Raw genomic sequence first — 22,427 nt, forward strand, 5'->3', positions numbered from 1 at the left:
ATGGACATCAACGGCACGGTGGCCCTGGTTACTGGCGGCGCCTCGGGTTTGGGAGCGGCCACGGCAAAGCGTCTGTTCGACGCCGGGGCCTCGGTGGTGCTGGTGGATCTGCCCCAGTCGGCGGGCGAGGCCTATGCGGCAGAACTGAACGCCCGGAGTGTCGGCGGAAAGGCCGTCTTCGCCCCGGCTGATGTCACCAACGAAGCCCAGATCCAGTCCGCCGTGGACACGGCTTCCTCGCTGGGCCCCCTGCGCATCGTGGTCAACTGTGCCGGTATTGCGACGCCGGGCAAGGTTCTTGGGCGCGACGGCGTGCTGCCCCTCGAGACCTTCAACAGGGTCATCCAGATCAATCTCGTCGGTACCTTCAACGTGATCCGCCTTGCCGCTGCTGCCATGGCGGAAACCGAGCCGGTGTCCACGGATTTGGGCGGCCCTGAGCGCGGCGTCATCATCAATACCGCATCCGTGGCCGCTTTTGAAGGCCAGATCGGCCAGCCCGCCTACGCAGCCTCCAAAGGCGCAGTAGCTGCCATGACGCTCCCGTTGGCACGTGAGCTGGCGCGCTCGCTGATCCGCGTGGCCACCATCGCGCCGGGTATCTTCGAAACCCCCATGATGGCTGGACTTCCCCAAGCGGCCCAGGACTCGCTGGGGCAACAGGTTCCCCACCCGGCACGCCTCGGCAGGGCCGCGGAATACGCCAACCTGGCCGCCCACATAGTGGAAAACGCCATGTTGAACGGCGAAACTATCCGCCTCGACGGTGCCATCCGGATGGGAATCAAATGATGGGCGATTACAGTGGCGCCCCCGTCCCGGCCGGTTCCGTCCCCGCCTCGGTAGCCGATCTTCCCACCGCGGATTTCTTCGATTTCGAATCGCTGCTCAGTGTCCAGGAACAGCGGAAACTCAACGAACTCCGGGCCTTCCTGGCCACCGAGATCGCACCCTACGCCGGGCAATGGTGGGAGAAGGCGGAATTTCCCGAGCACATCCTGCCCAAGCTCGCCGCGCTTCGGCTCAGTGCCCCTGCCCAACGCGGGTACACGCACCTGTTCGCGGGACTGGTGATCGCCGAGATGACGCGCGTGGATACCTCGATCGCGACGTTCTTCATGGTCCACCACGATCTCTTCGTGGAGTCCTTGTACGACTTCGGCAGCGACTCCCAGCAGGACCGCTACCTCGACGACGCCTCGAACCTCCGCACCACAGGCGCCTTCGCGCTCACCGAACCGGACCACGGTTCCGACGTCGCAGGCGGCATGGAAACCACCGCCCGCCGGGTGGAAAGGCCGGCGTCCGACGGCGGCGACTACTGGGTGGTCAACGGCGCCAAGCGCTGGATCGGCAACGGGACGTTCTGCGATTACATGCTGGTGTGGGCCAAGGACGAATCCGACGGAGCCATGCGGGCCTTCATCGTGGATGCGTCCTTGCCCGGCATTACCCGCAGCCGCATCGAGAACAAGATAGCCCTCCGGACAGTGCAGAACGCGGACATTGTTTTTCAGGATGTGCACGTTGCCGAGGCTGACCGGTTCTCAGGTATCAGCAGTTTTGCCGACACCAACCACCTGCTGCGGGGATCGCGCATCATGGTCGCCTGGCAGGCTGTAGGCCAGCAGCTGGCGGCGTTCGACGTCGCCCGGCAGTACGCCGTCGAGCGTTTGCAGTTCGGCCGTCCGCTGGCGAGGTTCCAACTCGTTCAACAGAACCTGGTGGAAATGCTCGGAAATGCGGTGGCCAGCATGGGGATGATGGTTCGCATCGCCCAGCTGCAGGAGGATATCTTCACGGACGCCAACGGTGTGCGGCACGGAGGCGCGGACATGGCCCAGGTGGCGCTCGCCAAGGCCTATTGCAGCGCGAGGATGCGCGACACCGTGGCCCGCGGACGGTCAATCCTCGGCGGGAACGGGATCGTCAGCGACTACCGGATGGCCAAGATCTTTGCCGATGCCGAGGCCATCTACACCTACGAGGGCTCGTATGAGATCAACTCACTGATTGCCGGCCGGGCAGTGACGGGCGTGTCCGCCATCGCCTAGGCCGTGGGGATCTTCTCTCCGGCTTCCACCCGGACATCGATCGAGTTGCCACGGACGGGCATGGGGCAGGTGCCGTAGGGCGTGAAGGCGCTCGGGTAGTTGATGGCGCGGTTGAAATCGATCACCACGGAGCCGTCGGGCCGGGGACGGGGGATGAAGACTTTGCGCCACTCATCCGTTGTGTCCCCGTTGGTTTCGTCGTGGAAAGTGACGTTGAGCGCGCCAAGCTTTTCCGCCTCCGCGTGGAGCCGGATCTCGTGCCCGATACCCGGGACATGGAAGACGACCTCGCCGACGGAACGGTGGACACCGTCCACCAAAGGGTTGGCTGTGCCGATGGGGACATCCTGGGGTTCCGCGTAGGGCTCAAAGCGGCCGTTGACCACCCACCCGGGGTTGTAATCGTAGGTGGGCACGGCCTTGAACTCCGTCAGGACAGGAGAGGCGTCATCACGGGTGCGGATGGCGTACTTGTCAGCGCGCATGGCCAGTTCCACCACGACCTGCTTGCCGTCCGCACCGCCGTACTGGACCCACATCAGCGACTCTTCATCTTCCAGCGCTGCACTGATGGTGCCGTCCACCTTCTCGCCGGTGTCAACCAGCGTGAGGCCATCCCCGGCCTTTGCTGTCAGGAAAGCCGTTGTCCCGTCCGTCGACCAAAGGCCAGGCGCCAGCTCCACCGTGGATGGCTCCGGGGCGAGCCACTGGAATGACGTCAACGTCAGCCAGCCGTGTTCGGTGGCCAGGGCTGAATTCCGCCCTTCACGGAACCGCTCCCAACGGGCGAGCAGGGGGTCGGTTGCTGTGGTTGGCGAGCTCATGGTTCTCCTTGGCTGAAGGGCGCGCTGTGTGCACTCCTCTCAACCATGCACCAGGGGGCTGCATTCCCAAGCATTGCGGGACGACTCCTTGGAACGGCTCGCGCTGGCCCCCAACCCATGCCAGCGCGAGCCGCGTGTGATGGCACGCCGGGAGAGCCCCGGGAGTGGTCCATCAAAAAGTCAGTGTCAGTTCCGGCCACTTCATGACGCGGTAAATCGTCAGTTCGATTCGAAGAAGGAGACAACAGGGGCCTTCACTGTGGGCACCGCCGCAGCATCGGACGCGAGGGGATAGAACGCAATCCGGACTGGTGTGAGCGAGCCGCCCTCAACAGCTTCCAGGGCCGCTTTGCACTGCACCATCCTCGATACGTTCTCTTCGCTGACGGGAAAGAGGATATGGATCGCGGAATCCTGGTACATGGCTGTTGCCCCGGTCCCTTTGAGTTGTCCTTTCACTGCCTCTCCGAGGAGCGCCAGTTGGGTCCAACAATGGCTGTGGCTGCCCCGGTGGCCGGGCATCGAGAGGACAGCCAGCGCATACGCCCCCTGACATCCTGTGGCCAACCCCGAGACCTCGTGGATTTGGCGTTGGAAATGGGCCTTGGTAGCCAGGCCTGTATAAACGTCGGTGCAGGAAATCGGCGGAGCGGCCTCGGCGGCCTCGGCCCAGCCCTCGGCCAGCGACTGAAGGGCATCCACGTCCAGGGATTGATTCGCCGCCGTGAAGAGGGCCCTGAAATCCATCATGGTTTCGCTGATGCCTACGCCATTCCTGGCCCGCGCAGCGCCCAGGGATTTGGCCGTGTTTGCCGGAATGACGGCCCTTGTGGCGAGGGACGTCACCACTGTCCGGACCTCTGGCTGGAACCAATCCGAGCGAAACCTCCAGCCTGCCTGGTAGCTGGTGGTTTGCCACCGGCGCAGCAAAAGATGCCGCGGAAAGGCGCATTCGGCAAGTGGCTTTGTCCGGAACGATGTCATATCGGAACAGTGCCCGCCGATGCCGTTTCGTGACGACGCAGGTCCAAGAGAACGTTGGTAAAGATTGTGGACAAATTCGCGTCACGACTTCCGGCTGGCCCCCACTTCATCTATATGGGCACGGTTCATTACGTTTTGGGGGCGCTTAGATGTCACGGGGGTCACGCTCGAGCAATACATCAAATCGTGGGGTCCACGACGACGGACATCTGATTGAGCTGGTCCGCAGTGGAGATATGTCGGCCTTCAACCACCTTTATGAGCGTCACGTAGCCATTGCCTCTACCGTTGCCAAGCGTCACGTGGACAATCCGAGCGATGCTGAAGACGTCGTCGCCGAAGCCTTCCAATCGGTGCTCCGGAGCTTGGTGGCCGGTAAAGGGCCGGACACCTTTTTCCGGGCATATCTGTTATCGACAGTGACGAGGTTGTCGCATCAGCTCAATCGTAAGAGCGGCAGGCTGGTTCCCAGCGGCGATGAGTCTTTGCTGGACCAAACCATGGCCGAGCCTGACGCCGCTGTCCAGGCCTTCGAGTCCAACACAGTGGCGCGGGCGTTCCGGTCTTTGCCCGAGCGCTGGCAGGCTGTCCTGTGGTACCTGGACGTTGAACGCATGAAACCGGCGGCTGTTGCTCCGATCCTGGGATTGTCGGCCAATGCCGTCTCCGCTTTGGCCGTACGTGCCCGTGAAGGATTGCGGCGACAGTACCTGCAGTTCCACGTCGCCGAAAAGGCTGATGCCAGCTGCGCGGAGTTCGCCGCGAAGCTCGGCTCGTTCATCCGGGGTGGCCTCTCCCGCAGTGCTGAGCTCAAGGTCAGAACCCATCTTGAGGGCTGCGCCAACTGCACGGCAGCCTTGGCTGAGCTGGATGATGTCCAAGGCACGATGCGCGCGGTGCTCCTGCCCTTGGTGACGGGCCTCCCACTGGCAGCATGGGTGGGAAAAGGGGCAGGGCTTGGGGTGCTGGGCGGGATTTTGCCGGTCAAGGGTTTCCTCGCCGTCCCCGCGCTGGCGCATCCGGCCGCCATGGCACTGACCACGGCAGCCGCCGTCGGATTGGTGCTGGGTGCCGTGGGAATCGTAGACGTGATCGTTCCCGATCCTCCGCCTGAGCCGCAGGCTGTCGAGACGGGTGCCGTATCTCCGGAGACCAGTCCATGGCCGTCCACACCCCCTCCGCCGCCGGGCAGCATCACGCCGTCCATCGTTGCTACGCCTGCGCCCGTGGAAGAAAAACCAGTGCCCGTTACCCCGCTGGAGCCGAAGGTCACGCCCGCGCCGGTCCCGACACCGTCCGTGACCACCGCGCCGACCAAACCGCCCTCGACGTCGCTGGCCGCCGTCAGCGGTTCAGCAAAGTGGGTCACCACGACGGATCGTAACGGGTCGCAGACTTCCAGCGTTTCAAGCTGGGACATCACTTTCACCGCCTCGGGAACCGAACCCTTGGGGAGCGGAAAGGTTGTCCTGGCGCTGGATAACGATGTCCTGATCGGAGCCCAGCCGGTGGCGGCTCCGGCTGGCTGGTCGTGCTCGGCGATAAATTCCAGCGCGGTGTCCTGCGTAACGGATCTGGTCCAGAGAAGTGACCTGCATTTTCATCTGGAATCCGTACCTAAAGATCCCAATGCCGGCGGCCTGCTTAGCTACTCCCTCAGTGGCACAGGCCTCACCACCGCCAACTTTGTCTGCAAATACTGATGGGAGCTTCGATGGTACGGGTAATGGTGACAGGTGTCGGTGGGTCCACAGGGCTTTCGCTGTCACGTCAACTCAGGGATCTTGGACACTGGGTCCTGGGGGTCGATATGCGGCCGGTCCATGGTTCGGCAGCCGATGCGGTGGCCGTGGTTTCGCCGGTGGACACACCCGGCTACTTGTGGGAACTGCGCGGACTCGTGGCCGCCCACGGCGTCGACGTCGTCATTCCGACCCTCAGCGAGGAGTTGGTGGCCGCGGCTGCGGCCCGGAAGGACTTCGCGCCAGGCGCGGAGATACTGATTGCAGAACCTGCGCCGGTGTCCATTGCGAGCGACAAATACCTCACCATGAAGTGCTTGGCCAACGTTGGCGTGGCGGTGCCTGATTTCGGATTGCCGGGAGACTTCAGCTCCATGAATGAGGCGATGGCCAGGATGGGCGGATGGCTGGTGGTGAAACCGCGCGTGTCGCGCGGTGGGCGGGGAGTGCAGGTCCTGGAAAGGCACACCGACGGCGGCCGGAACGCCGAACGCATCTGGCGTACCCTGGACGATTCCTGGCTTGTCCAACGCTTTGCAACGGGAACCGAATACGCGCCCATGGTGTACCGAAGTGGACTTGAGGGCGGTCGACACGACGTTGTGGTGGTGCTGGAGAAATCCGAACTCAAGTATGGACGCTGGGGCAGTGCCGTCTCGGTCAGGAGGCTCGAACCGCCGTCGTCAGCTGACGTTGCCGGCACCGCAGCCGCGGCGGCGGCGGCGTTGGGCCTGACCGGGGCCGTCGATATGGATATTCGGCGCATGCCCGACGGAACGCCCGTTGTGCTGGAAGTCAATGCACGGTTCGGCCCGAACAGCGCGCATGCGCCCGAACTCCTGCGCCACGCCATGAAGCGATACGCTGCCGGTCAGGTGATGGGCGGAGCAGTATGACTTTACGAGCGGACGCAACAGGCGGTGCCAAATTTTGAGACGCATTCTTTGCTGGGGTTGGGTCCGGGTAAGATCCCGTAGAGAAAAACAGTAATCCGGCTCACAGTATCCAGCGCAGTGTACGGGCCAAACCTCTCCCCGAAGGTATGTATCCATGGTTCACACTGCCCATCAAGACACCGACCTTGCTGCAGAACTGCGCGCCGATGTGCGCCGCGTTTCCACCCTGTTGGGGGAGTCCCTGGTACGGCAGCACGGTCCCGAACTGCTCGAACTCGTGGAGCAGGTCCGCTTGCTGACCAAGGAATCAAAGGAAGCAGCGCGGGGCGGCGCTGACGCTACCGGTCCATGGAGCGCGCACGACGTCGTTGCCCAGGTACGTGAATTGCTCGCCTCCCTGCCGCTGGACCAGGCCACGGACCTGGTGCGCGCCTTTGCGTTCTACTTCCACCTCAGCAACGCCGCGGAACAGGTACACCGGGTGCGCGGGCTGCGTACCCGGCAGGAGAAGGACGGCTGGCTGGCCAAGGCCGTGTCCGAAATTGCCGGACAGGCAGGTCCCCAGGTCCTGCAGGACGTTGTCAACGAGCTCGACGTCCGTCCGATCTTCACGGCGCACCCCACCGAGGCTTCGCGACGTTCGGTGCTGGACAAGATCCGGAAGCTCTCCGATGTCCTGGCCCAGCCGACCGAGGAAGGGACATCCGCCCGTCGCCGCCAGGACCGTCAGCTGTCCGAAATCATCGACCAGATGTGGCAGACCGACGAACTGCGCAAGGTCCGGCCCACCCCTGTGGATGAGGCCCGCAACGCGATCTACTACCTGAACAGCATCCTCACGGACGCCATGCCGGAGATGCTCACAGACCTCGCTGAGCTCCTTGCCGAGCACGGTGTGAAGCTCCCCGCCGCAGGCGCTCCGCTCCGTTTCGGTTCGTGGATCGGTGGCGACCGGGACGGCAACCCCAACGTCACGGCGGCAGTGACCCGCGAAATCCTGCAGCTTCAGAACCAGAACGCCGTCCGCATCGGCATCGCGTTGATTGATGACCTGATTTCTGTCCTGTCCAACTCGACCGCGCTGTTCGGTGCGGACCAGGAACTGCTGGACTCGATCGAGGTGGACCTGAAGAACCTGCCGGGCCTGGACAAGCGCATCCTTGAACTGAACGCCCAGGAACCGTACCGCCTCAAGCTCACGTGCATCAAGGCAAAGCTCATCAACACGGGCAGGCGTATTGCGGCCTCGACCCATCACGAGCCGGGTCGGGATTACTCCACAACCCCGGAGCTGCTGGCCGAGTTCGGCCTGCTTGAAGCCTCGCTTCGGAACCACTCTGCGGGACTGGTGGCCGACGGTGCACTGGCACGCGTCCGCCGGGCCATCGCCGCTTTCGGCCTCCACCTGGCCACCCTCGACATCCGTGAGCATGCCGACTACCACCATGACGCCGTCGGGCAGCTGGTGGACCGGCTGGGTACCGAGAAGCCTTACGGCGACTTGACCCGCCAAGAGCGGTTCGAATTCCTTGGCGCTGAACTCGCCTCACGCAGGCCGCTTTCCGGCCACCCGATCAAGCTTGAGGGAACGGCTGACGGCACCTATGACGTCTTCCGCAGCATCCGGCAGGCACTGCACACCTATGGCCCGGATGTGGTGGAGACCTACATCATCTCGATGACCCGTGGTGCCGACGACGTCCTGGCAGCTGCAGTGCTGGCCCGCGAGGCCGGTCTGATCGACCTTTTCGGCGCAAAGCCCCACGCCAAGATCGGTTTCGCTCCGTTGCTGGAAACCGTGGAAGAACTGCGTGCCTCGGCGGAGATCGTGGACCAGCTGCTGTCCGATCCGTCCTACCGCGAACTGGTCCGGCTGCGTGGGGACATCCAGGAAATCATGCTCGGTTATTCGGACTCCAACAAGGAATCCGGTGTGATGACCAGCCAGTGGGAGATTCACAAGACCCAGCGCAAGCTGCGTGATGTTGCCGCCAAGCACGGTGTTAGAGTGCGCTTGTTCCACGGCCGCGGTGGTTCCGTGGGCCGTGGTGGCGGACCCACGTACGACGCCATCATGGCCCAGCCGAACGGTGTCCTCGAAGGGGAAATCAAGTTCACCGAGCAGGGTGAGGTCATCTCCGACAAGTACTCCTTGCCCGACCTTGCCCGCGAAAACCTTGAGCTTTCACTGGCCGCGGTCATGCAGGGCTCGGCACTGCACCGCACCCCCCGGACGTCCGAAGACGAGCGTGAACGCTACGCCAACGTCATGGAGACCATTTCCGACGCCGCGTTTGCCCGTTACCGCGAGCTCATCGACGATCCCGACCTTCCGGCCTACTTCCTGTCCTCCACCCCGGTGGAGCAGCTCGGCTCCCTCAACATCGGATCGCGCCCGTCCAAGCGGCCGGACTCCGGCGCAGGGCTCGGAGGCCTGCGCGCCATTCCGTGGGTCTTCGGCTGGACACAGTCCCGCCAGATCGTTCCGGGCTGGTTCGGCGTTGGTTCCGGCTTGAAGGCAGCCCGCGAGGCCGGCGACACCGGGCAGCTCAGCGAGATGATGGACCGCTGGCACTTCTTCCGCTCGGTCATCTCCAACGTGGAGATGACCCTGGCCAAGACGGACATGGAAATCGCAGGGCACTACGTTTCCTCGCTGGTCCCGGAGGAACTGCACCGCTTGTTCCACATGATCCGTGATGAGTATGAGCTCACGGTGGCTGAGGTGGAACGGCTCACGGGCGAGATCGAGTTGCTGGACGCGCAGCCCACGCTGAAGCGCTCCTTGGAAATCCGGGACCAGTACCTGGACCCGATCAGCTACCTGCAGGTGGAACTTCTCCGCCGTGTCCGCGAGGAGTCCGTCTCCGGCGCCGAGATCGACGAGCGGCTGCAGCGGGCCATGCTCATCACCGTCAATGGTGTGGCGGCCGGCCTGCGCAACACCGGCTAATCCTTCTCTCACATCCCACGGGATAAATCGGATCCCTCCCTCACCCAGTGAGGGAGGGATCCGTTTAAGGGTGTGGGATGTGAGAGAGCGTTAGGGTGGTGGGATGCCGTCGTTCCAAACCAAGCTGAAGATCACTGGCCTCAAACCGGGAAACGCCCCGGAGTCCGTCATGGCCGCGGCGATCGAGGCCCTGGAAACACGCCACCATGTTGAATCCAACCAGTTGGACATCGTGGGCGGCGTTCCCCAGATAAGCCTTCGCTTCACAGTGAATGACCGGGACTACGCAGGTGAGAACGACGACGCTCTGACTTCGGCCGCCATGATGCGTGACGCCGTCGAACGTGTTGCTGTCACCGGCAGCTTGTACGTGCTGCGCCGCAGCCGTGGCCGCTGGTCGCCGGTCTAGCTTTCTTCCGGTCGCGCAATGCTGCCGGACCCGTCGGCGTCGAACGGCTCATCCACCGGGGAGCGGGACCCGCGGCGTCGTGTGACGATCAGGCCTACCACCAAGCCGATCACCAAGCCGACCCCTACCCCGATGAGCGAGCTGGCCCAGAAGGGGAGCTTGGTAGCCGAGCCCGTGAAGTAGCCCAGTCCCACTTGCCACACCGCCCACAGGACGCCGCCGAGACTCGCGCAAAAACCGAATCCGCGGATGGAGACGTTGGCGATTCCAGCTGCCGCGGACGTCGCCAGCCGGCCGCCCGGGATGAACCGCGCGCCGATGATGGCGCCGTAGGTGGACGAACGCCCCGCTTTGGCGATCGCTTCATGGATACCGCGGTGAACGCGGCGGCCCCACGACCAGCGGTCCAGGACGTGGCTGATCCTCCGCTTGAACAGCATGAACACCGCCATGTCGCCGAGCCAGGAAGCGAACGCGGCGAGGAAAAGGATCAGCCAGAAGTTGGCGTGCCCGTCGGCTGCGAGCGCTCCGCCGGTGATGACCACCATCTCGGAGGGGATCGGCGGGAAGATGGCATCGCCCAGCACAATGGGGACGATCCACAGGTAGATTGCGGATCCCCAGGTCTCCGGGGCGGTGATGTCCATGCGCACAAATTACCGCACTTGCCGGGTCCACCGCTCGGACGCGAGACTGTGGGCATGCGCATCGACATCCTGCAGGGGGACATCACCACCCGTTCAGTGGACGCAATCGTCAATGCGGCCAATTCATCGCTGCTCGGCGGCGGGGGAGTGGATGGCGCCATCCACCGGGCCGCCGGACCGGAGCTCTTGGAGGCTTGCCGCGAATTGCGCCGCACCCAATTGCCCGGCGGACTGCAGGTGGGGGCCGCCGTCGCGACGCCAGGTTTCAGGCTCCCGGCGCAGTGGGTGATCCACACGGTGGGGCCGAACCGGCACGCCGGGCAGACCGACCCGGCGCTGCTGGGCTCCTGCTTCCGCGAGAGCCTGGTGGTGGCTGCCGGACTGGGTGCCCGGTCGATCGCCTTTCCTGCGGTCAGTGCCGGAATTTACGGTTGGGACGCCCGCCAAGTTGCGGAGATAGCGCTCGACGCCGTTGATCGGTTTGCGTCGTCTGCTCCGGCAGGCGATACGGGGGACAGCCCGCTGGAGTTGGTGGAGTTCGTGCTGTTCTCGGAGGACACGACGGCGGTCTTCCGCTCAGCCTTTGACCGTTGAAAGCAACGCGGGGTCACTTATGGCCCGTGTTGGGGGCAATCATGGGCCATAAGTGACCCCGCGTTGCTTTAGGAGGGGTGGGCTTCGCTGAGTTCGAGTTGGCTCCGGTATTCCACGGGCTTCTTGGTGATGGGGTCCACGAACGTGATCCCGCGGGCCAGGAGTTGGAGCGGCTTGCTGTAGTCGTCAGGCGCCTTGTCCAGCAGCTCCGGGTAGAAGGCGTCGTTGACGATTCCCAGGCCGAGTGAGGCCATGTGCACCCGCAGCTGGTGCGTCTTGCCGGTGTGGGGTTCCAGCCGGTAGAGCGCGCGCCGCTGAGTGCCGGCGTCGAACGTTTTTACTTGCTCGATCCGCGTTTCCGCGTTCGGTTCGCCGTCGATGACTTCGGCCAGCAGGTAGCTGCGCGACTTGGTCATGCGGTTGCGGACGGTGGCGGGGAATTCGACGTCGGGATAACCGGCGGCGGGCGTCGCGGCGGACACACACTCGTATTCCTTCTGGACCTGGCGCTTTTCGAAGAGCACCTGGTATTTGCCCCGCGTCTCCGGGTTGGTGGAGAGGAGCAGCAGGCCGGCGGTCATCCGGTCCAAGCGGTGCATGGGGATGAGGTCCGGCAGATCCAGCTGGTTCCGGAGCCGGACCAGCGCGGATTCCTGGATGTAGGTGCCGCCCGGGGTGGTGGGCAGGAAGTGCGGCTTGTCCACCACCAGGATGTGCTCGTCCTGGTGGAGGATGGTGATTTCCACCGGCAAACGGGTTTCCGGGGGCAGGGTGCGGTAGTACCAGATGAAGGTGTGGTCCTCCAGCTTGGTGGTCCGCGTCAGGGGTACGCCGCCTTCGCCCACGATTTCGCCGGCGTCGAAGCGATCCTCGATGCCTTGGGGGTCGATGTGTCCCCAGCGATGCATCATGTAGTCCATTGCGGTGTCCCAAGGGCCCTCGTCCGGGAGGCGGAGGCGGGTGGCGTTCACGCCGTCGCGTACGGGGAGGGGGGATTGCATCACCGGACAATTCTACTTTGCTGTCGTTGCGAGGCCCGCTCTACGCAATATTCGAGGCTCGAAGGGCGCAGAGCGGGCCCCGCAACGGGAGGAAGTTCCGAACACAAAAAAGTTCTTGACAAGAAAAATTGTCGGTAGGCATACTTGAAGCATGTTGGACATCGAAGTGATCGAGGACGCGGCAGCAGCGGAAGCTTCGCTGGACCCCATCCGGACACGCATCCTCCAGGAACTGGTGGAACCGGCGTCGGCCACCCAGTTGGCCGCCAAGGTCGGCCTGCCGCGCCAGAAAGTGAACTACCACCTCAAGGCCCTGGAGCGTCATGGCTTGGTGGAACTGGTGGAGGAGCGCCGCAAGGGCAACGTCACCGAGCGCGTACTGCGTGCGACGGCGGCGTCCTACCTGATCTCGCCGACGGCGCTGGCCTCCGTTGCGCCGGATCCGCGGCGTTTCGCGGACCGCTTCTCCGCGTTCTGGCTGCTGGCGCTCGCTTCACGCACTGTCCAGGAGATGGGCAAGCTCATTTCCGGCGCTGCCGCAGCCAAGAAGAAGCTGGCGAGCTTCGCGATCGACGGCGAGATCACCTTCCGCTCTGCCGCGGAACGCGCCGCGTTCGCAGAGGAACTCGGGGTGGCGGTGACGCGCCTGGTGGATAAATACCACGACGTCGGTCCTGCCGCCCAGGCGGGTGGCGGACGCAAGCACCGGCTCGTCGTCGTCCTTCATCCCGCACTGAAAACCACACCGCAAACCGCTCCCGCAGGGGAACCATCAGCAGACAAGGACCTAAGCAATGACTGACAACCGGAAATTCGAAATCGTGGCCGATACCGAGCTGCCCGGCACCCCCGAGCGCGTGTGGAACGCCGTCACCGCAGACACGCCGGCCTGGATGTTCCCCACGGACCAGTGGCCCGCCGTGCGGACGGTGGAAGAGTACCCCACGCATTTGGTGTCGCGCATGGACGGCCCCGACGGCTGGTTCAACCAGCTAGAGCATGTCCTTGAACCGCTCGAAGGTGGACGGGCCAAGCTGCACTACGTGCACAGCGGAATCTTCGCCGACAACTGGGACGAGCAGTACGACGGCGCCAGTAAGCACACCCGCTTCTACCTGCACACGCTCGGCCAGTACCTGGAGTTCTTTGATGGCCGGCCAGTAGTCTTCACGGATGTCCAGGCGCCGGCGTCATCGCAGACGCCCGATGGTTTCGTTCAGCTGAAGAAGGCTTTGGGGGTTGATGGAACCACTGCCGGGACTGCTGTCGACCTGGAGCTCGACGGCGTTGGGCGGCTGAGTGGTGAAGTGGACTTCTCGGATGAGAACTTCCTTGGCTTGCGGACCGCGGATGCGATGTACCGGTTCTTCGGCCGCAATGTCTTTGGCGCTCCGGTGGGGATGACCGTGCACGACTTCAGTGGTTCAGGAGACTCCGAGCTGACTGCGAAAAGCTGGGGTGCGTTCCTGGAGAAGGTGTACGCGTAAGTCAGGGTCCCGAGCCTGGGTTCCTCAGGGAGCCCAGGCTCGGGCGACTCCTTCCAGGGCGGCGTCGTAGATGGCCGCCCAGTCCGTGTCCGGCTGGTTCATCTGGGCCAACTCCAGGCTCACCAGGCCGTGGACCTGGCCCCAGATGGCCATCGCGACCACCATGGGGACGCCGGCCCGCAGCCTGCCGGCGTCCTGCGCTGAGGTGACCGCCTCAACAAGGGGGAGCATCGAGTCGGAGGCGACATCCGGCGTCGGGCTGCACTCGACATAGGACGCCAGTGCGCCGCCGAACATGAGCCGGTACAGCGCCGGATGCTCCAAGGCCCAGGTGCGATAAGCCCGACCGAGGTTAGGCAGTCCGCCGACCGCCGCCTCCCGCTGGGATTCGCCGAACGAGCGGAAGCCGTCGTCGATGGCCGCCGTCAACAGCTGGGCCTTGCCGCCGAAGAGCGAGTAGATGGCCGACGTCGAGGTTTCCGCGGCGGATGCGACGTCGCGCAAGGTAACCCGGGCAGGGCCGTCCCGGTCTACGAGATCGGCGGTGACTGCCAGCAGCCGTTGCTGGACCAAGTGATCGTGGACGATGGGTCTTGCCATGCCTCACATTGTTTCATAACCCAGTTTCATAACGGCGTTATGAAACTGGGTTACATCCACAAGAAAAGGATTGCCATGGCACAGGAAATCTTCCCCGGCCGCTTTACGGCGGAGGTCGGGCGCAGCGAAGTGACCGTGTTCCTCATCGGTATGCGGGCCAACAGGTGGTGGAAGATTGGCCGCGTGGCCCAAGTCGCCTCGGCCATGCCCGCCATGATGCAGCACCTGGCCGCTAATCCCGACGCGGGACTGCTCGGCAGTGAGCAGTGGTTCGGGCGCACCACCATCATCGTGAGCTATTGGGAAAGCCCGGAGCACTTGAGGCGATTTGCCGCGGACCGGGATTCGCCCCACCTTGGGCCGTGGCGGAAGTTCATGAAGGAGATCGCAGGCAGCGGCGATGTGGGCGTCTGGCACGAAACGTACCAGGTGCCGGCGTCGGGCATTGAAGTGGTGTACAACGGCATGCCGGCTTTCGGGCTGGCGAAGGCGACATCGCATGTTCCGGTTGGCCCGGGCACCAACACCGCAAAGCAACGGATGCGTTCAGCGGAGCGCCAATCCGATGCTGTTCACTAGCCCCTGGCTGATTGAACGGCTCGAATGTCATCTGCCACCGGCGCTCCATCGCAGTCAAGACCTGCAGCGATCAGCTCCTGGTAGTGCTGGATCTTGGTTTCCAACGCAGCCTCAGCTTGGTCAATCCTGCGGCGGCGTTCCTTCAGCAATTCTCCGGCCTGCTCCAGCAGGTCGATTCTGCGGCCGTGGCTCGCGGCCCCTTCCATGAGCAGCTCCACGAAGGTTTTCATCATGGACGCCGGCATGCCGGTGTCGCGGAGTGATGTCAGTAGCAGCACGAGATCACGCTCCTGCGGCGTGTACCGACGTCGACCTGAAGAACCCCGGCCCACCGTTGGCAGGATCCCTTCACGTTCATACCAGCGGAGGGTATCCGTACTGAGACCTGCCAGCAATGCCATCTCAGCGATCCCGAGCTCCTTTTCGACACTCATGACGTTGAGTCTAGTTCCCGGCGTTAGGTTCACATGAACGTCATCGCGGCGGCTTGCGCTGGAGTGCACTCCAACTTCTAGAGTCATAAGCCACCTCCACCAACGACTTTCAGGAGAACAATGCGTGCACTTGTGCTCACACATCAAAACGGCTTCGGTGGCCTCACTGCAGACGACCTTCCGGCGCCTGAACCAGACAAGGGCCAAGTAAGCATCGACGTGAAATACGCGGGTGTCGGACTCATCGATGCCTTCTGGGTCTCGGGCGTCATACCGTCGAATGCCGGATTCGTGCCCGGCCTTGAGGTCTCGGGAACGGTCCGGGCCCTCGGTGGCGGCGTCACTGGCTTTGCCGTTGGTCAAAAGGTTGCGGCTTTGCTCCCCGGGGCGGGTGGATTCGCTGAAATCGCCTGCACGCCGGCGACGCTGGTTGCGGCCATCCCTCCGGGACTCAGCATCGACCTGGCATCAGTGATCCCGATAAACACTGTCACTGCCCACCTCGCTCTCACTACAGTTTCCAGGTTCTCTCCTGGCGAGAGTTTGCTCATTCACGCCGGCGTTGGCGGTTTGGGATCTCAATTCGCGCAGGTCGCCCGTGCACTGGGCGCTGGCCGTGTCGACGCCGTTGTTGGTACATCGGCCAAGCAAGGCATCGCACGCGAGCTTGGCTACGACCAGAGCTACCTGCGCAGTGAACTGGCGGCAATTCAGGCTGATACTTACGACGTTGTTATAGATCCCGTCGGTGGCGCGGCTACGGAGACGGGGTTCCGCGTTCTCCGCGGAGGAGGACGCTTGGTCCGTGTCGGGAACGCGTCCCAAGCCAACGACGTTGCCCTAAGTTCCATGGCCCACTGGCTCGAAAACAAAACAACTGCGGGGTTCAACGTCGGAGGATGGCTCGCCGATCGGCCTGGGGAAGGGGCTGCCTCACTCCGGTGGGCCCTCGAAGCCGTAGCCAGGGGCGACGTGCGGGTTGATCTGACACGAGTGGGCGGGATCAATGAGATTCCTGATCTCCTGGCCGCCTTGGAGCGCGGCGATACCACCGGGAAACTCGCCGTCCGCATGGCGATTGACCCACTTGCTGAGATCGTGCCTTAGACCTTTAGGAACCCTTGGCCTTGGGGGAGTTCTACCCATTTGACCCGAGGGTGGTCCGCCTTACAGTCGGGGAAGCGTCCAAAAGAGGGCAACATCGTCGCCGAGTTTGCCCTCGGTTCAAATCCCAGGCAATTGCACAATCATACAAACCGTTTCAGGAGTGAATATGAGCTTCAAAAAATCCTTGACCGCAACCGTTGTGGCGCTGGGACTTGCCACAGGGGCAGGCTTGAGTGCCGCAGCCTCAGCCAACGCTTCGTCTATGTGGCAGACCAGGCAGAGTACCTCCTCGGCCTGCTGGAGTAGCGTAAATGCCAAAGTCGTTGACCTGTTGCGGCGTGGCAACAAGGTCGAAATGACGAACTGCTCCGGTGTCTCTGCAGCCGCTGGCGGCGGCTACATGGGGATCATCCTCTATTCACGAAAGTAGTAAGCCAACTGGCGGCAGGTCAGGGTGGTCACCCTGACTGCGGGTGCCCTCCCTGACCTGTTCATACGCTAGGCGACGGCGGCCGGGCGCCCGGGTTTGAGGGTCCGGCGCAGCTGGGGAGAACTGTCGAGCTTCTCTTGTGCCGCACGCAAGGCCAGGACGGCAACCTCGAGTTGCTCAGGGGCCAGTGTGAACGGGACGCGGAGGTAGTGCTCGAACGCCCCGCCCACGCCGAAGCGCGGACCCGCTGCCAAGCGCACGCCGAAATCGGGGGCCAGCACCGTGAGGGCTGTGCTGCAAGGGCTCGGCAGCCGGCACCACACGGTCAGGCCACCTTGCGGCCTTTCCACGTCCCACTCCGGCAGGTGTTGCTCCAGCAGGCCCAGCAACGACTCCCGGTTGCGGCGGAGCTCTCCAAGGCGGGCTTCAAGGGGTTCGGAAAACGACCTGATCAGGCGCGCTGCGGCCAGCTGCTCCACGACGGGTCCACCCAGGTCCATGACGGTTCTCGTCGCGATCAGCCGCGGGATCAGTGCCTCGTCCGCGCGTATCCAACCGGTCCTCAGGCCGGCCCAGTGGGACTTGCTCAGCGACCCGATCGAAACCACGGCGGAACTGAACGCCGCCATCGGGGAGGTGCGGACGCCGTCGAGATTCACGCCACGCAGCGTTTCGTCGACCACCAGCACGGTGCCCGCGGCTGCGGCCGCGCGTGCCAACCTCCGCCGCTGGAGGTCGGACATGATGCGCCCCGTCGGGTTGTGGAAGTCCGGAACCAGGTAGGCCATAGCGGGCCGCTGTTGGCTCATGGCTGCCACCATCGCGTCGATGTCCCAGGCGGGAGAGGTGTCCGGCGGCAGGGCCACGGGCAGGATCCGGCATCCCGCAGCGCGAATGGCGTCCAGTGCGTTGGGATACGTGGGGTGTTCCACCATGACCCGGTCCTGCTTGCCGGCCAGAGTCCGCAGCACGATGTTGAGCGCGTGCTGCGCCCCGGACGTGACCAGGATTTGCCCGGGTGTGGTTGGCACGCCGTCGGCCGTGTACCTGTCCGCGATCGCTTCGCGCAAGGCAGTGACGCCCACGGCGTCGTACCCGAACCCCGGCAGGAGCGCTGGAAGTTCGGTGAGCGCGTCCGCGAACGAGCGGTGGACTGCTTCACCGGCCGCGGGCAAGGAGGCGTAGGCCAGATCCAGGAGCCCTTCCGGTGCGGCCAGGCCGGGCATGCTGGCAGGGGCGGTGCGGTGGGGGATGCAGGTCCGCCCGCGGCTGCCTTGACCCGCTGTGAGGAAACCTTGCTCGCGGAGGCTCGCATACGCCGCCGTGACGGTCGTCCGGCTGACGCCCAGTGACTGTGCAAGTGCTCGCTCGCTGGGCAGCGCCACGTCCAACGGGATGCGGCCGTCCATCACCAGCAAACGCACGACGTCGGCAAGCTCACGGTACGCGGGCAGGGCGCCGGTGTTCCAGTGGCCCAGAAGGCGAAGGAGTGCGGTGGGATTCAGTGACGGGGCCATCAGACCAGTATTCCAAACTGGCTATGGAATACAAGGCCAGTTTTGCTGGACGATGGACATCATGATGACCCGCAGAATCACGCAACTCCTGATCGGCCTGGCAATGTACGGAATCTCCGTGGCCATGTTCATCCGGGCCGGTCTCGGTTTGGACCCCTGGGACGTTTTCCACCAGGGCCTGGCCGGCAAGACCGGCTACAGCATTGGCGTCGTGGTCATCGCGGTCAGCTTCCTGGTGCTGCTGCTCTGGATTCCCCTCCGGCAGATGCCGGGTGTAGGAACCATTGCCAATGCTGTTCTGGTGGGCCTCTTCGCGGACCTTGGCCTGTGGCTCATCCCGGAGTTTTCGCATCTCGGTGGGCAGATCGCGATGCTGGCTGGCGCAGTAATCCTTAACGGCATCGCTTCGGCCTGCTACATCGGTGCCCGGCTTGGCCCCGGCGCCCGCGATGGCCTCATGACAGGCCTTGTCCGGCGTACCGGATGGTCGGTGCGGCTGGTCCGCACCGGGATTGAAGTGGTTGTCCTTGCTGTTGGCTTCCTGCTGGGCGGTTCTGTTGGCGTCGGGACTGTGGTGTACGCACTGGCAATTGGCCCGATCGTGCAAGTGCTCCTGCCAAGGTTCATGGTGCCCGAGCGGGCAAAGGCAACGGCCCCCACGGAAGCCGTGGAGGCCGCAACCGCTGCCTGAACCTAGTCCTTGATGGCACCCATCGAGAGGCCGGACTGCCAGTAACGCTGCAAGCTGAGGAAAGCGATAATCAGCGGGATGATCATCAGCAGCGAGCCTGTAATCACCAGGTTCTGGATAAGCTCACCGTTTCCGGCCGTGGAGCCGAGCTTGTTCCACTGGTTGATGCCGATCGTCAGTGGATACCAGGTCGGGTCCTTCAACATGATCAGTGGCAGGAAGTAGTTGTTCCAGATGGATACGAAGGAGAACAGCAGCACTGTCACTGTGGCCGGGGCCAACAAAGGAAAAGCGATCCGCAGGAAGATGCGCAGTTCGCCGGCACCATCAATGCGTGCCGCCTCGATCAATCCCGTAGGCACGGCCTGATCGGAAAATACCCACATGAGGTAGAGCCCAAAGGGATTGATGAAAGACGGGATGAGGACCGCCCACGGAGTATTGGTGATCCCGAGTTGGGCGAACAGCAGGAACTGTGGAATGGCCAGGGCGATGCCCGGAACGGAAATGGATCCGAGCACGATGAGCAGGAAGGTGCGCCTGCCAACGAAGTCGTGCTTGGCCAGAGCATAACCACCCATCGCTGCGAGGAACGTGGACACTACTGCTCCCACCACGACGTACAAGACGGTGTTGAGAAGCCAGCGGGAGAAGATCCCGTCCTGGAACGTGAAGACCTGGACTACGTTGTCCCACAGCGCGAACCGGCCGCCAAAGCCAAGTCCGAAGGTGGACACGAAATCCTGCTGCGTTTTGCTCGCGTTAATGACCAGCCAGGCCATGGGAACGATGCAGTACAACGCAAACAGCCCTGTCACGAGCGTCAGCGTCAGGCTCTTGCGGGGGTTCGCCAGGGTGTAGAGCTTGCGTGGCCGTTCCGTGGGAAGTCCCGGCGCCGCTTGTGCGGTTCTGGTGGCTGATGCAGTGGGGCTACTTGTTGAAGGCATTCTTCATTCCCTTGATTTGAACTGCGTAGGCAATGGCGATGGTGAAGACAGCCATGACCAGGGCAAGCGCCGCCGCATATCCCTGCTGGGAACCGGTAAAAGCAAGGCTGTAGGCGTACATGTTCGGCGTGTAGTAGGACGTTATTCCGCTGTTCGACACGAGCGTGGTGAGGATGTTGGGCTCGTTGAAGAGCTGGAAGGTGCCGATGATCGAGAAGATGATGGTGACGATGAGTGAACTTCGCAGTGCGGGGAGCTTGATGTGCCGCACGATCTGGAACTCGCTGGCTCCGTCGATTGCCGCTGCCTCGTAGAGTTCGCGGGGCACAGCCCGCAGCGCTGCGTAGAAGATCAGCATGTTGTAGCCGGTGAACCCCCAGGTGACCATGACGCCGATGGAGATCATGGTTGTTTCCGGCGCGAACGGATTGAACGAGGTTCCGGCGGCCTTGTTGAGGCTCCCAATGAGTCCGTAACGAATGCCAAGCATGAACCCCCACATCAGAGTGGAGACAATCGCGGGTATCGCATAGGGCAGGAACACAATGATGCGGAAAAACCTGGTTCCGTGGAGCCTCAGGGAGTCAATGGCCAGGGCCAGGGCGATCGCGCTGAACAGCATGATGGGGACCTGGATGGCAGTGAAAAGCACTACCCTGATCACGCCGTCGTAGAACTGGGGGTCTTGGAACAGCTTGATGTAGTTGTCGAACCAGATGAAGACTTTTCCGCCAATGAGTTTGTTCTGGAACAGGCTGATGTAGGCCGAGTACCCAATGGGGACAATGAAGACAAAGAGGAACAGCACACTGAAGGGTGCGATGAATGCCAATCCAACGTGCCTCCGTTTAGGTTTACGGAGAGTTTGGTGATCGGCAGCAACGTCTGAAACCGATGGTTGATGGGTGAGCAGCTGTCGGCTCATGGTGGCCCTGCTTTCATGTTTCATCTGGTGTAACGGGACAGGTCCGGTGCCGCGCCATGAGCCGGCGCGGCACCGATGCCACTAATGGACCGAGAACCCTTGTGCGTTGCCGTACTCGATGCTGCGCTGTTTCCACGTCTCCAGGACGTCTGCCAGCGTTCCTTGCTTGCTGTCGTACAGCGGAGCCGAGACATCCTCGTAGCTGGTGCGGGCCCATCCGAAGAACGGAGGGTACTGCCAGCCCGTGGCAACGTTCTTCGATGCGTCCGCGAGGACCTGGTTGTACTTCTGGTCACCGAAGAAGGGATTGGTGGTGCTCAGGAATTTGTCGTTGTTCAGGTTCGACAGGTTCGGGACGAAGGCTCCTGCATCAATGCGGGATTGCAGGCCGTCGCCGTGCGTGAAGTACTCGAGGAAGGCGTACGCAGCGGCCTTGTTTTGCGCTGCTGCCGGAATCGCCATGGCACTGCCGCCGTTTTCTGCGCCGGAGGTCTGGCCTGCCTCCCACTGCGGGAGTGGTGCCACCCGGAAGTTGCCTGATGCTTTCGGTGCCCGTTCAGGAAGCGTCGACGTGAACCAGCCGCCGATCAGCTGAGTAGCAAGAGTTCCCTCGTTCAAACCACGGTTCCAGTCATCCGACCAGTTGGTGATCTTGGTGTTGACCAGGTCTTCGTCAAGGAGCTTCTGCCAGTAGGCAACGGCGCGGCTGCTACCGGGATCTTTGAAGTCGATGGTGACATCGGTGCCGTTGACCTTGAAGGGACGTCCTCCGCCTTCCCACATCAATGACATGAGCACGAAGATGTCTGCGGAGTCATTGGTGATGTAGTGGTCCCCGCCCAAGGCGCGCACCTTCTTGGCGGCGTCGTAGAATTCGTCCCACGTCGCCGGAGGTGCGGTGACACCGGCCTGCGTAAGCACCGACTGGTTGTAGAACATTGCGGCCGGGCCGTAGTCGGAAGGAAGCCCGTAAGGTTTGCCGTCCATTGTCACGTTGCCCCAGGCCGCCGGGACGTAGTCGGATGCCAGATCCTTGGCTCCGAACTCAGACAGGTCGCTGAGCTTTCCCGGAATGGCGAACAGGGGGAGGGAGAAATACTCGAACATGGCGATGTCGGGAACACCTGATCCAGCCTGGATGGCGTTGTCGAGGGCCGTGTACTCATCGGTGGACGATCCCGCGTTCACCACGTTGACAGTGATGTTGGGGTGAAGCTTTTCGAATCCGGCTACAGCTTCCTTGACCGTTCCATCCCAACTCCAGACGGTGAGCGTTATGGGTTTGTCGGTGGGAACTTCGGTGTTGGTCGAGGCTTTTTCTCCGCCCGAGCAGCCGGCCAAGGCCACGACTGATGCAGCAATCGCTGCCGCGGCCCTTAGACGTTTCTTCGGCATTCCGTACTCCTTCGTATCGATGATCCTTTGACCAGGAACCGACAGCGCTTTCATGGTCGAGGAATGTACAACGTTGTACCTTTGATGCAAAAAAGAAGGCCGGGTAACGGCTTGTGGCGTGGCATTCCGGCGTCCCAGGCTGCTTCGCGGGGCAGCGCTTTGACCTTTGCAGGGAGGATCATTGGTTGGGTACAACGTTGAACCTCATGCT

The 22,427-nt window shown here is 63.0% G+C and carries 23 protein-coding genes; 13 read left to right on the plus strand and 10 right to left on the minus strand.

The window, feature by feature from the left end; translation table 11 throughout:
- Both FDP28_RS11175 and FDP28_RS11180 read left to right on the plus strand, forming a co-directional pair.
- Positions 1-792 (plus strand): SDR family NAD(P)-dependent oxidoreductase, encoded by a 792-nt coding sequence (locus FDP28_RS11175; protein ID WP_144661509.1) that lies wholly within the window; start codon positions 1-3, stop codon positions 790-792.
- Positions 792-2,054, plus strand: a complete 1,263-nt coding sequence (locus tag FDP28_RS11180; RefSeq protein ID WP_144661649.1) for an acyl-CoA dehydrogenase family protein — start codon at positions 792-794, stop codon at positions 2,052-2,054. The genes FDP28_RS11175 and FDP28_RS11180 overlap by 1 nt, the downstream gene beginning before the upstream one ends.
- Here FDP28_RS11180 and FDP28_RS11185 read toward each other — a convergent pair.
- Entirely contained in the window at positions 2,051-2,878 is an 828-nt protein-coding gene (locus FDP28_RS11185) for a DUF1684 domain-containing protein (protein WP_144661510.1), read from the minus strand. The two genes, FDP28_RS11180 and FDP28_RS11185, sit on opposite strands and share 4 nt — an antisense overlap.
- Positions 2,879-3,097: 219 nt before the next feature.
- On the minus strand, positions 3,098-3,862 hold the full coding sequence (locus tag FDP28_RS11190) for a hypothetical protein (RefSeq protein ID WP_144661511.1): 765 nt from the start codon (positions 3,860-3,862) through the stop codon (positions 3,098-3,100).
- 236 nt (positions 3,863-4,098) lie between these two features.
- On the opposite strand from FDP28_RS11190, the gene FDP28_RS11195 reads away from it, so the two are divergent.
- The 4 genes from FDP28_RS11195 to FDP28_RS11210 all read left to right on the plus strand — a co-directional run bounded on the left by FDP28_RS11195 (position 4,099) and on the right by FDP28_RS11210 (position 9,862).
- Complete coding sequence (locus FDP28_RS11195; protein ID WP_260842431.1) at positions 4,099-5,565, plus strand: sigma-70 family RNA polymerase sigma factor; 1,467 nt, start codon at positions 4,099-4,101, stop codon at positions 5,563-5,565.
- 23 nt (positions 5,566-5,588) lie between these two features.
- Complete coding sequence (locus FDP28_RS11200; protein ID WP_260842432.1) at positions 5,589-6,500, plus strand: ATP-grasp domain-containing protein; 912 nt, start codon at positions 5,589-5,591, stop codon at positions 6,498-6,500.
- A 154-nt stretch (positions 6,501-6,654) separates the two neighbouring features.
- Positions 6,655-9,453 carry a phosphoenolpyruvate carboxylase gene (gene ppc, locus FDP28_RS11205; protein WP_144661513.1) on the plus strand — a complete coding sequence of 933 codons (2,799 nt, stop codon included), beginning with the start codon at positions 6,655-6,657 and terminating at the stop codon, positions 9,451-9,453.
- Between the two features lie 103 nt (positions 9,454-9,556).
- Positions 9,557-9,862, plus strand: a complete 306-nt coding sequence (locus FDP28_RS11210) for a hypothetical protein (protein WP_144661514.1) — start codon at positions 9,557-9,559, stop codon at positions 9,860-9,862.
- Here the strand turns inward: FDP28_RS11210 and FDP28_RS11215 are convergent.
- Complete coding sequence (locus FDP28_RS11215; RefSeq protein ID WP_144661515.1) at positions 9,859-10,509, minus strand: DedA family protein; 651 nt, start codon at positions 10,507-10,509, stop codon at positions 9,859-9,861. The genes FDP28_RS11210 and FDP28_RS11215 overlap by 4 nt on opposite strands.
- A gap of 54 nt (positions 10,510-10,563) precedes the next feature.
- Here FDP28_RS11215 and FDP28_RS11220 point away from each other — a divergent pair, with 54 nt between their 5' ends.
- Positions 10,564-11,103: an O-acetyl-ADP-ribose deacetylase gene (locus FDP28_RS11220; RefSeq protein ID WP_144661516.1), complete on the plus strand. Its 540-nt coding sequence runs from the start codon at positions 10,564-10,566 to the stop codon at positions 11,101-11,103.
- 68 nt (positions 11,104-11,171) lie between these two features.
- Here FDP28_RS11220 and FDP28_RS11225 read toward each other — a convergent pair whose 3' ends face one another.
- Positions 11,172-12,104, minus strand: coding sequence for an RluA family pseudouridine synthase (locus tag FDP28_RS11225; protein WP_144661651.1), 933 nt, complete (start codon positions 12,102-12,104; stop codon positions 11,172-11,174).
- Between the two features lie 151 nt (positions 12,105-12,255).
- Between FDP28_RS11225 and FDP28_RS11230 the strand changes: the two genes are divergently transcribed.
- Together FDP28_RS11230 and FDP28_RS11235 are read left to right on the plus strand one after the other, a co-directional pair.
- On the plus strand, positions 12,256-12,906 hold the full coding sequence (locus tag FDP28_RS11230) for an ArsR/SmtB family transcription factor (RefSeq protein ID WP_144661517.1): 651 nt from the start codon (positions 12,256-12,258) through the stop codon (positions 12,904-12,906).
- On the plus strand, positions 12,899-13,591 hold the full coding sequence (locus tag FDP28_RS11235; protein ID WP_144661518.1) for an SRPBCC family protein: 693 nt from the start codon (positions 12,899-12,901) through the stop codon (positions 13,589-13,591). The genes FDP28_RS11230 and FDP28_RS11235 overlap by 8 nt, the downstream gene beginning before the upstream one ends.
- A gap of 24 nt (positions 13,592-13,615) precedes the next feature.
- Here FDP28_RS11235 and FDP28_RS11240 read toward each other — a convergent pair whose 3' ends face one another.
- Positions 13,616-14,191 carry a TetR/AcrR family transcriptional regulator gene (locus FDP28_RS11240; protein ID WP_186313595.1) on the minus strand — a complete coding sequence of 192 codons (576 nt, stop codon included), beginning with the start codon at positions 14,189-14,191 and terminating at the stop codon, positions 13,616-13,618.
- Positions 14,192-14,266: 75 nt separating this feature from the next.
- Here FDP28_RS11240 and FDP28_RS11245 point away from each other — a divergent pair, with 75 nt between their 5' ends.
- A complete protein-coding gene (locus FDP28_RS11245; protein WP_144661519.1) occupies positions 14,267-14,770 on the plus strand; it encodes a DUF4188 domain-containing protein in 504 nt (167 codons plus the stop codon).
- Here FDP28_RS11245 and FDP28_RS11250 read toward each other — a convergent pair.
- Positions 14,767-15,204, minus strand: a complete 438-nt coding sequence (locus FDP28_RS11250) for a MerR family transcriptional regulator (protein WP_222120633.1) — start codon at positions 15,202-15,204, stop codon at positions 14,767-14,769. The two genes, FDP28_RS11245 and FDP28_RS11250, sit on opposite strands and share 4 nt — an antisense overlap.
- 120 nt (positions 15,205-15,324) lie before the next feature.
- Here FDP28_RS11250 and FDP28_RS11255 point away from each other — a divergent pair, with 120 nt between their 5' ends.
- Both FDP28_RS11255 and FDP28_RS11260 read left to right on the plus strand, forming a co-directional pair.
- Positions 15,325-16,311: a quinone oxidoreductase family protein gene (locus FDP28_RS11255; protein WP_144661520.1), complete on the plus strand. Its 987-nt coding sequence runs from the start codon at positions 15,325-15,327 to the stop codon at positions 16,309-16,311.
- A gap of 166 nt (positions 16,312-16,477) precedes the next feature.
- Positions 16,478-16,741 (plus strand): hypothetical protein, encoded by a 264-nt coding sequence (locus FDP28_RS11260; RefSeq protein WP_144661521.1) that lies wholly within the window; start codon positions 16,478-16,480, stop codon positions 16,739-16,741.
- A 68-nt stretch (positions 16,742-16,809) separates the two neighbouring features.
- On the opposite strand, the gene yczR is transcribed toward FDP28_RS11260, so the two are convergent.
- Positions 16,810-18,258: a MocR-like transcription factor YczR gene (gene yczR, locus FDP28_RS11265; RefSeq protein ID WP_144661522.1), complete on the minus strand. Its 1,449-nt coding sequence runs from the start codon at positions 18,256-18,258 to the stop codon at positions 16,810-16,812.
- Positions 18,259-18,319: 61 nt separating this feature from the next.
- Here yczR and yczE point away from each other — a divergent pair, with 61 nt between their 5' ends.
- The gene (yczE, locus tag FDP28_RS11270; protein WP_144661523.1) at positions 18,320-18,949 is read left to right on the plus strand and encodes a membrane protein YczE; all 630 of its coding nucleotides are present in this window, start codon (positions 18,320-18,322) and stop codon (positions 18,947-18,949) included.
- A 2-nt stretch (positions 18,950-18,951) separates the two neighbouring features.
- On the opposite strand, the gene FDP28_RS11275 is transcribed toward yczE, so the two are convergent.
- The 3 genes from FDP28_RS11275 to FDP28_RS11285 form a co-directional block, all read right to left on the minus strand.
- Positions 18,952-19,896: a carbohydrate ABC transporter permease gene (locus FDP28_RS11275; protein ID WP_260842434.1), complete on the minus strand. Its 945-nt coding sequence runs from the start codon at positions 19,894-19,896 to the stop codon at positions 18,952-18,954.
- Positions 19,880-20,821, minus strand: coding sequence for a carbohydrate ABC transporter permease (locus FDP28_RS11280; RefSeq protein WP_144661524.1), 942 nt, complete (start codon positions 20,819-20,821; stop codon positions 19,880-19,882). Before FDP28_RS11280 ends, FDP28_RS11275 begins: the two co-directional genes overlap by 17 nt.
- A gap of 81 nt (positions 20,822-20,902) precedes the next feature.
- Positions 20,903-22,216 (minus strand): ABC transporter substrate-binding protein, encoded by a 1,314-nt coding sequence (locus FDP28_RS11285; RefSeq protein ID WP_144661525.1) that lies wholly within the window; start codon positions 22,214-22,216, stop codon positions 20,903-20,905.
- Positions 22,217-22,427: the final 211 nt, after the last annotated feature.

This window comes from Paenarthrobacter nicotinovorans (assembly GCF_007670255.1).
Taxonomy (GTDB): domain Bacteria; phylum Actinomycetota; class Actinomycetes; order Actinomycetales; family Micrococcaceae; genus Arthrobacter; species Arthrobacter nicotinovorans_B.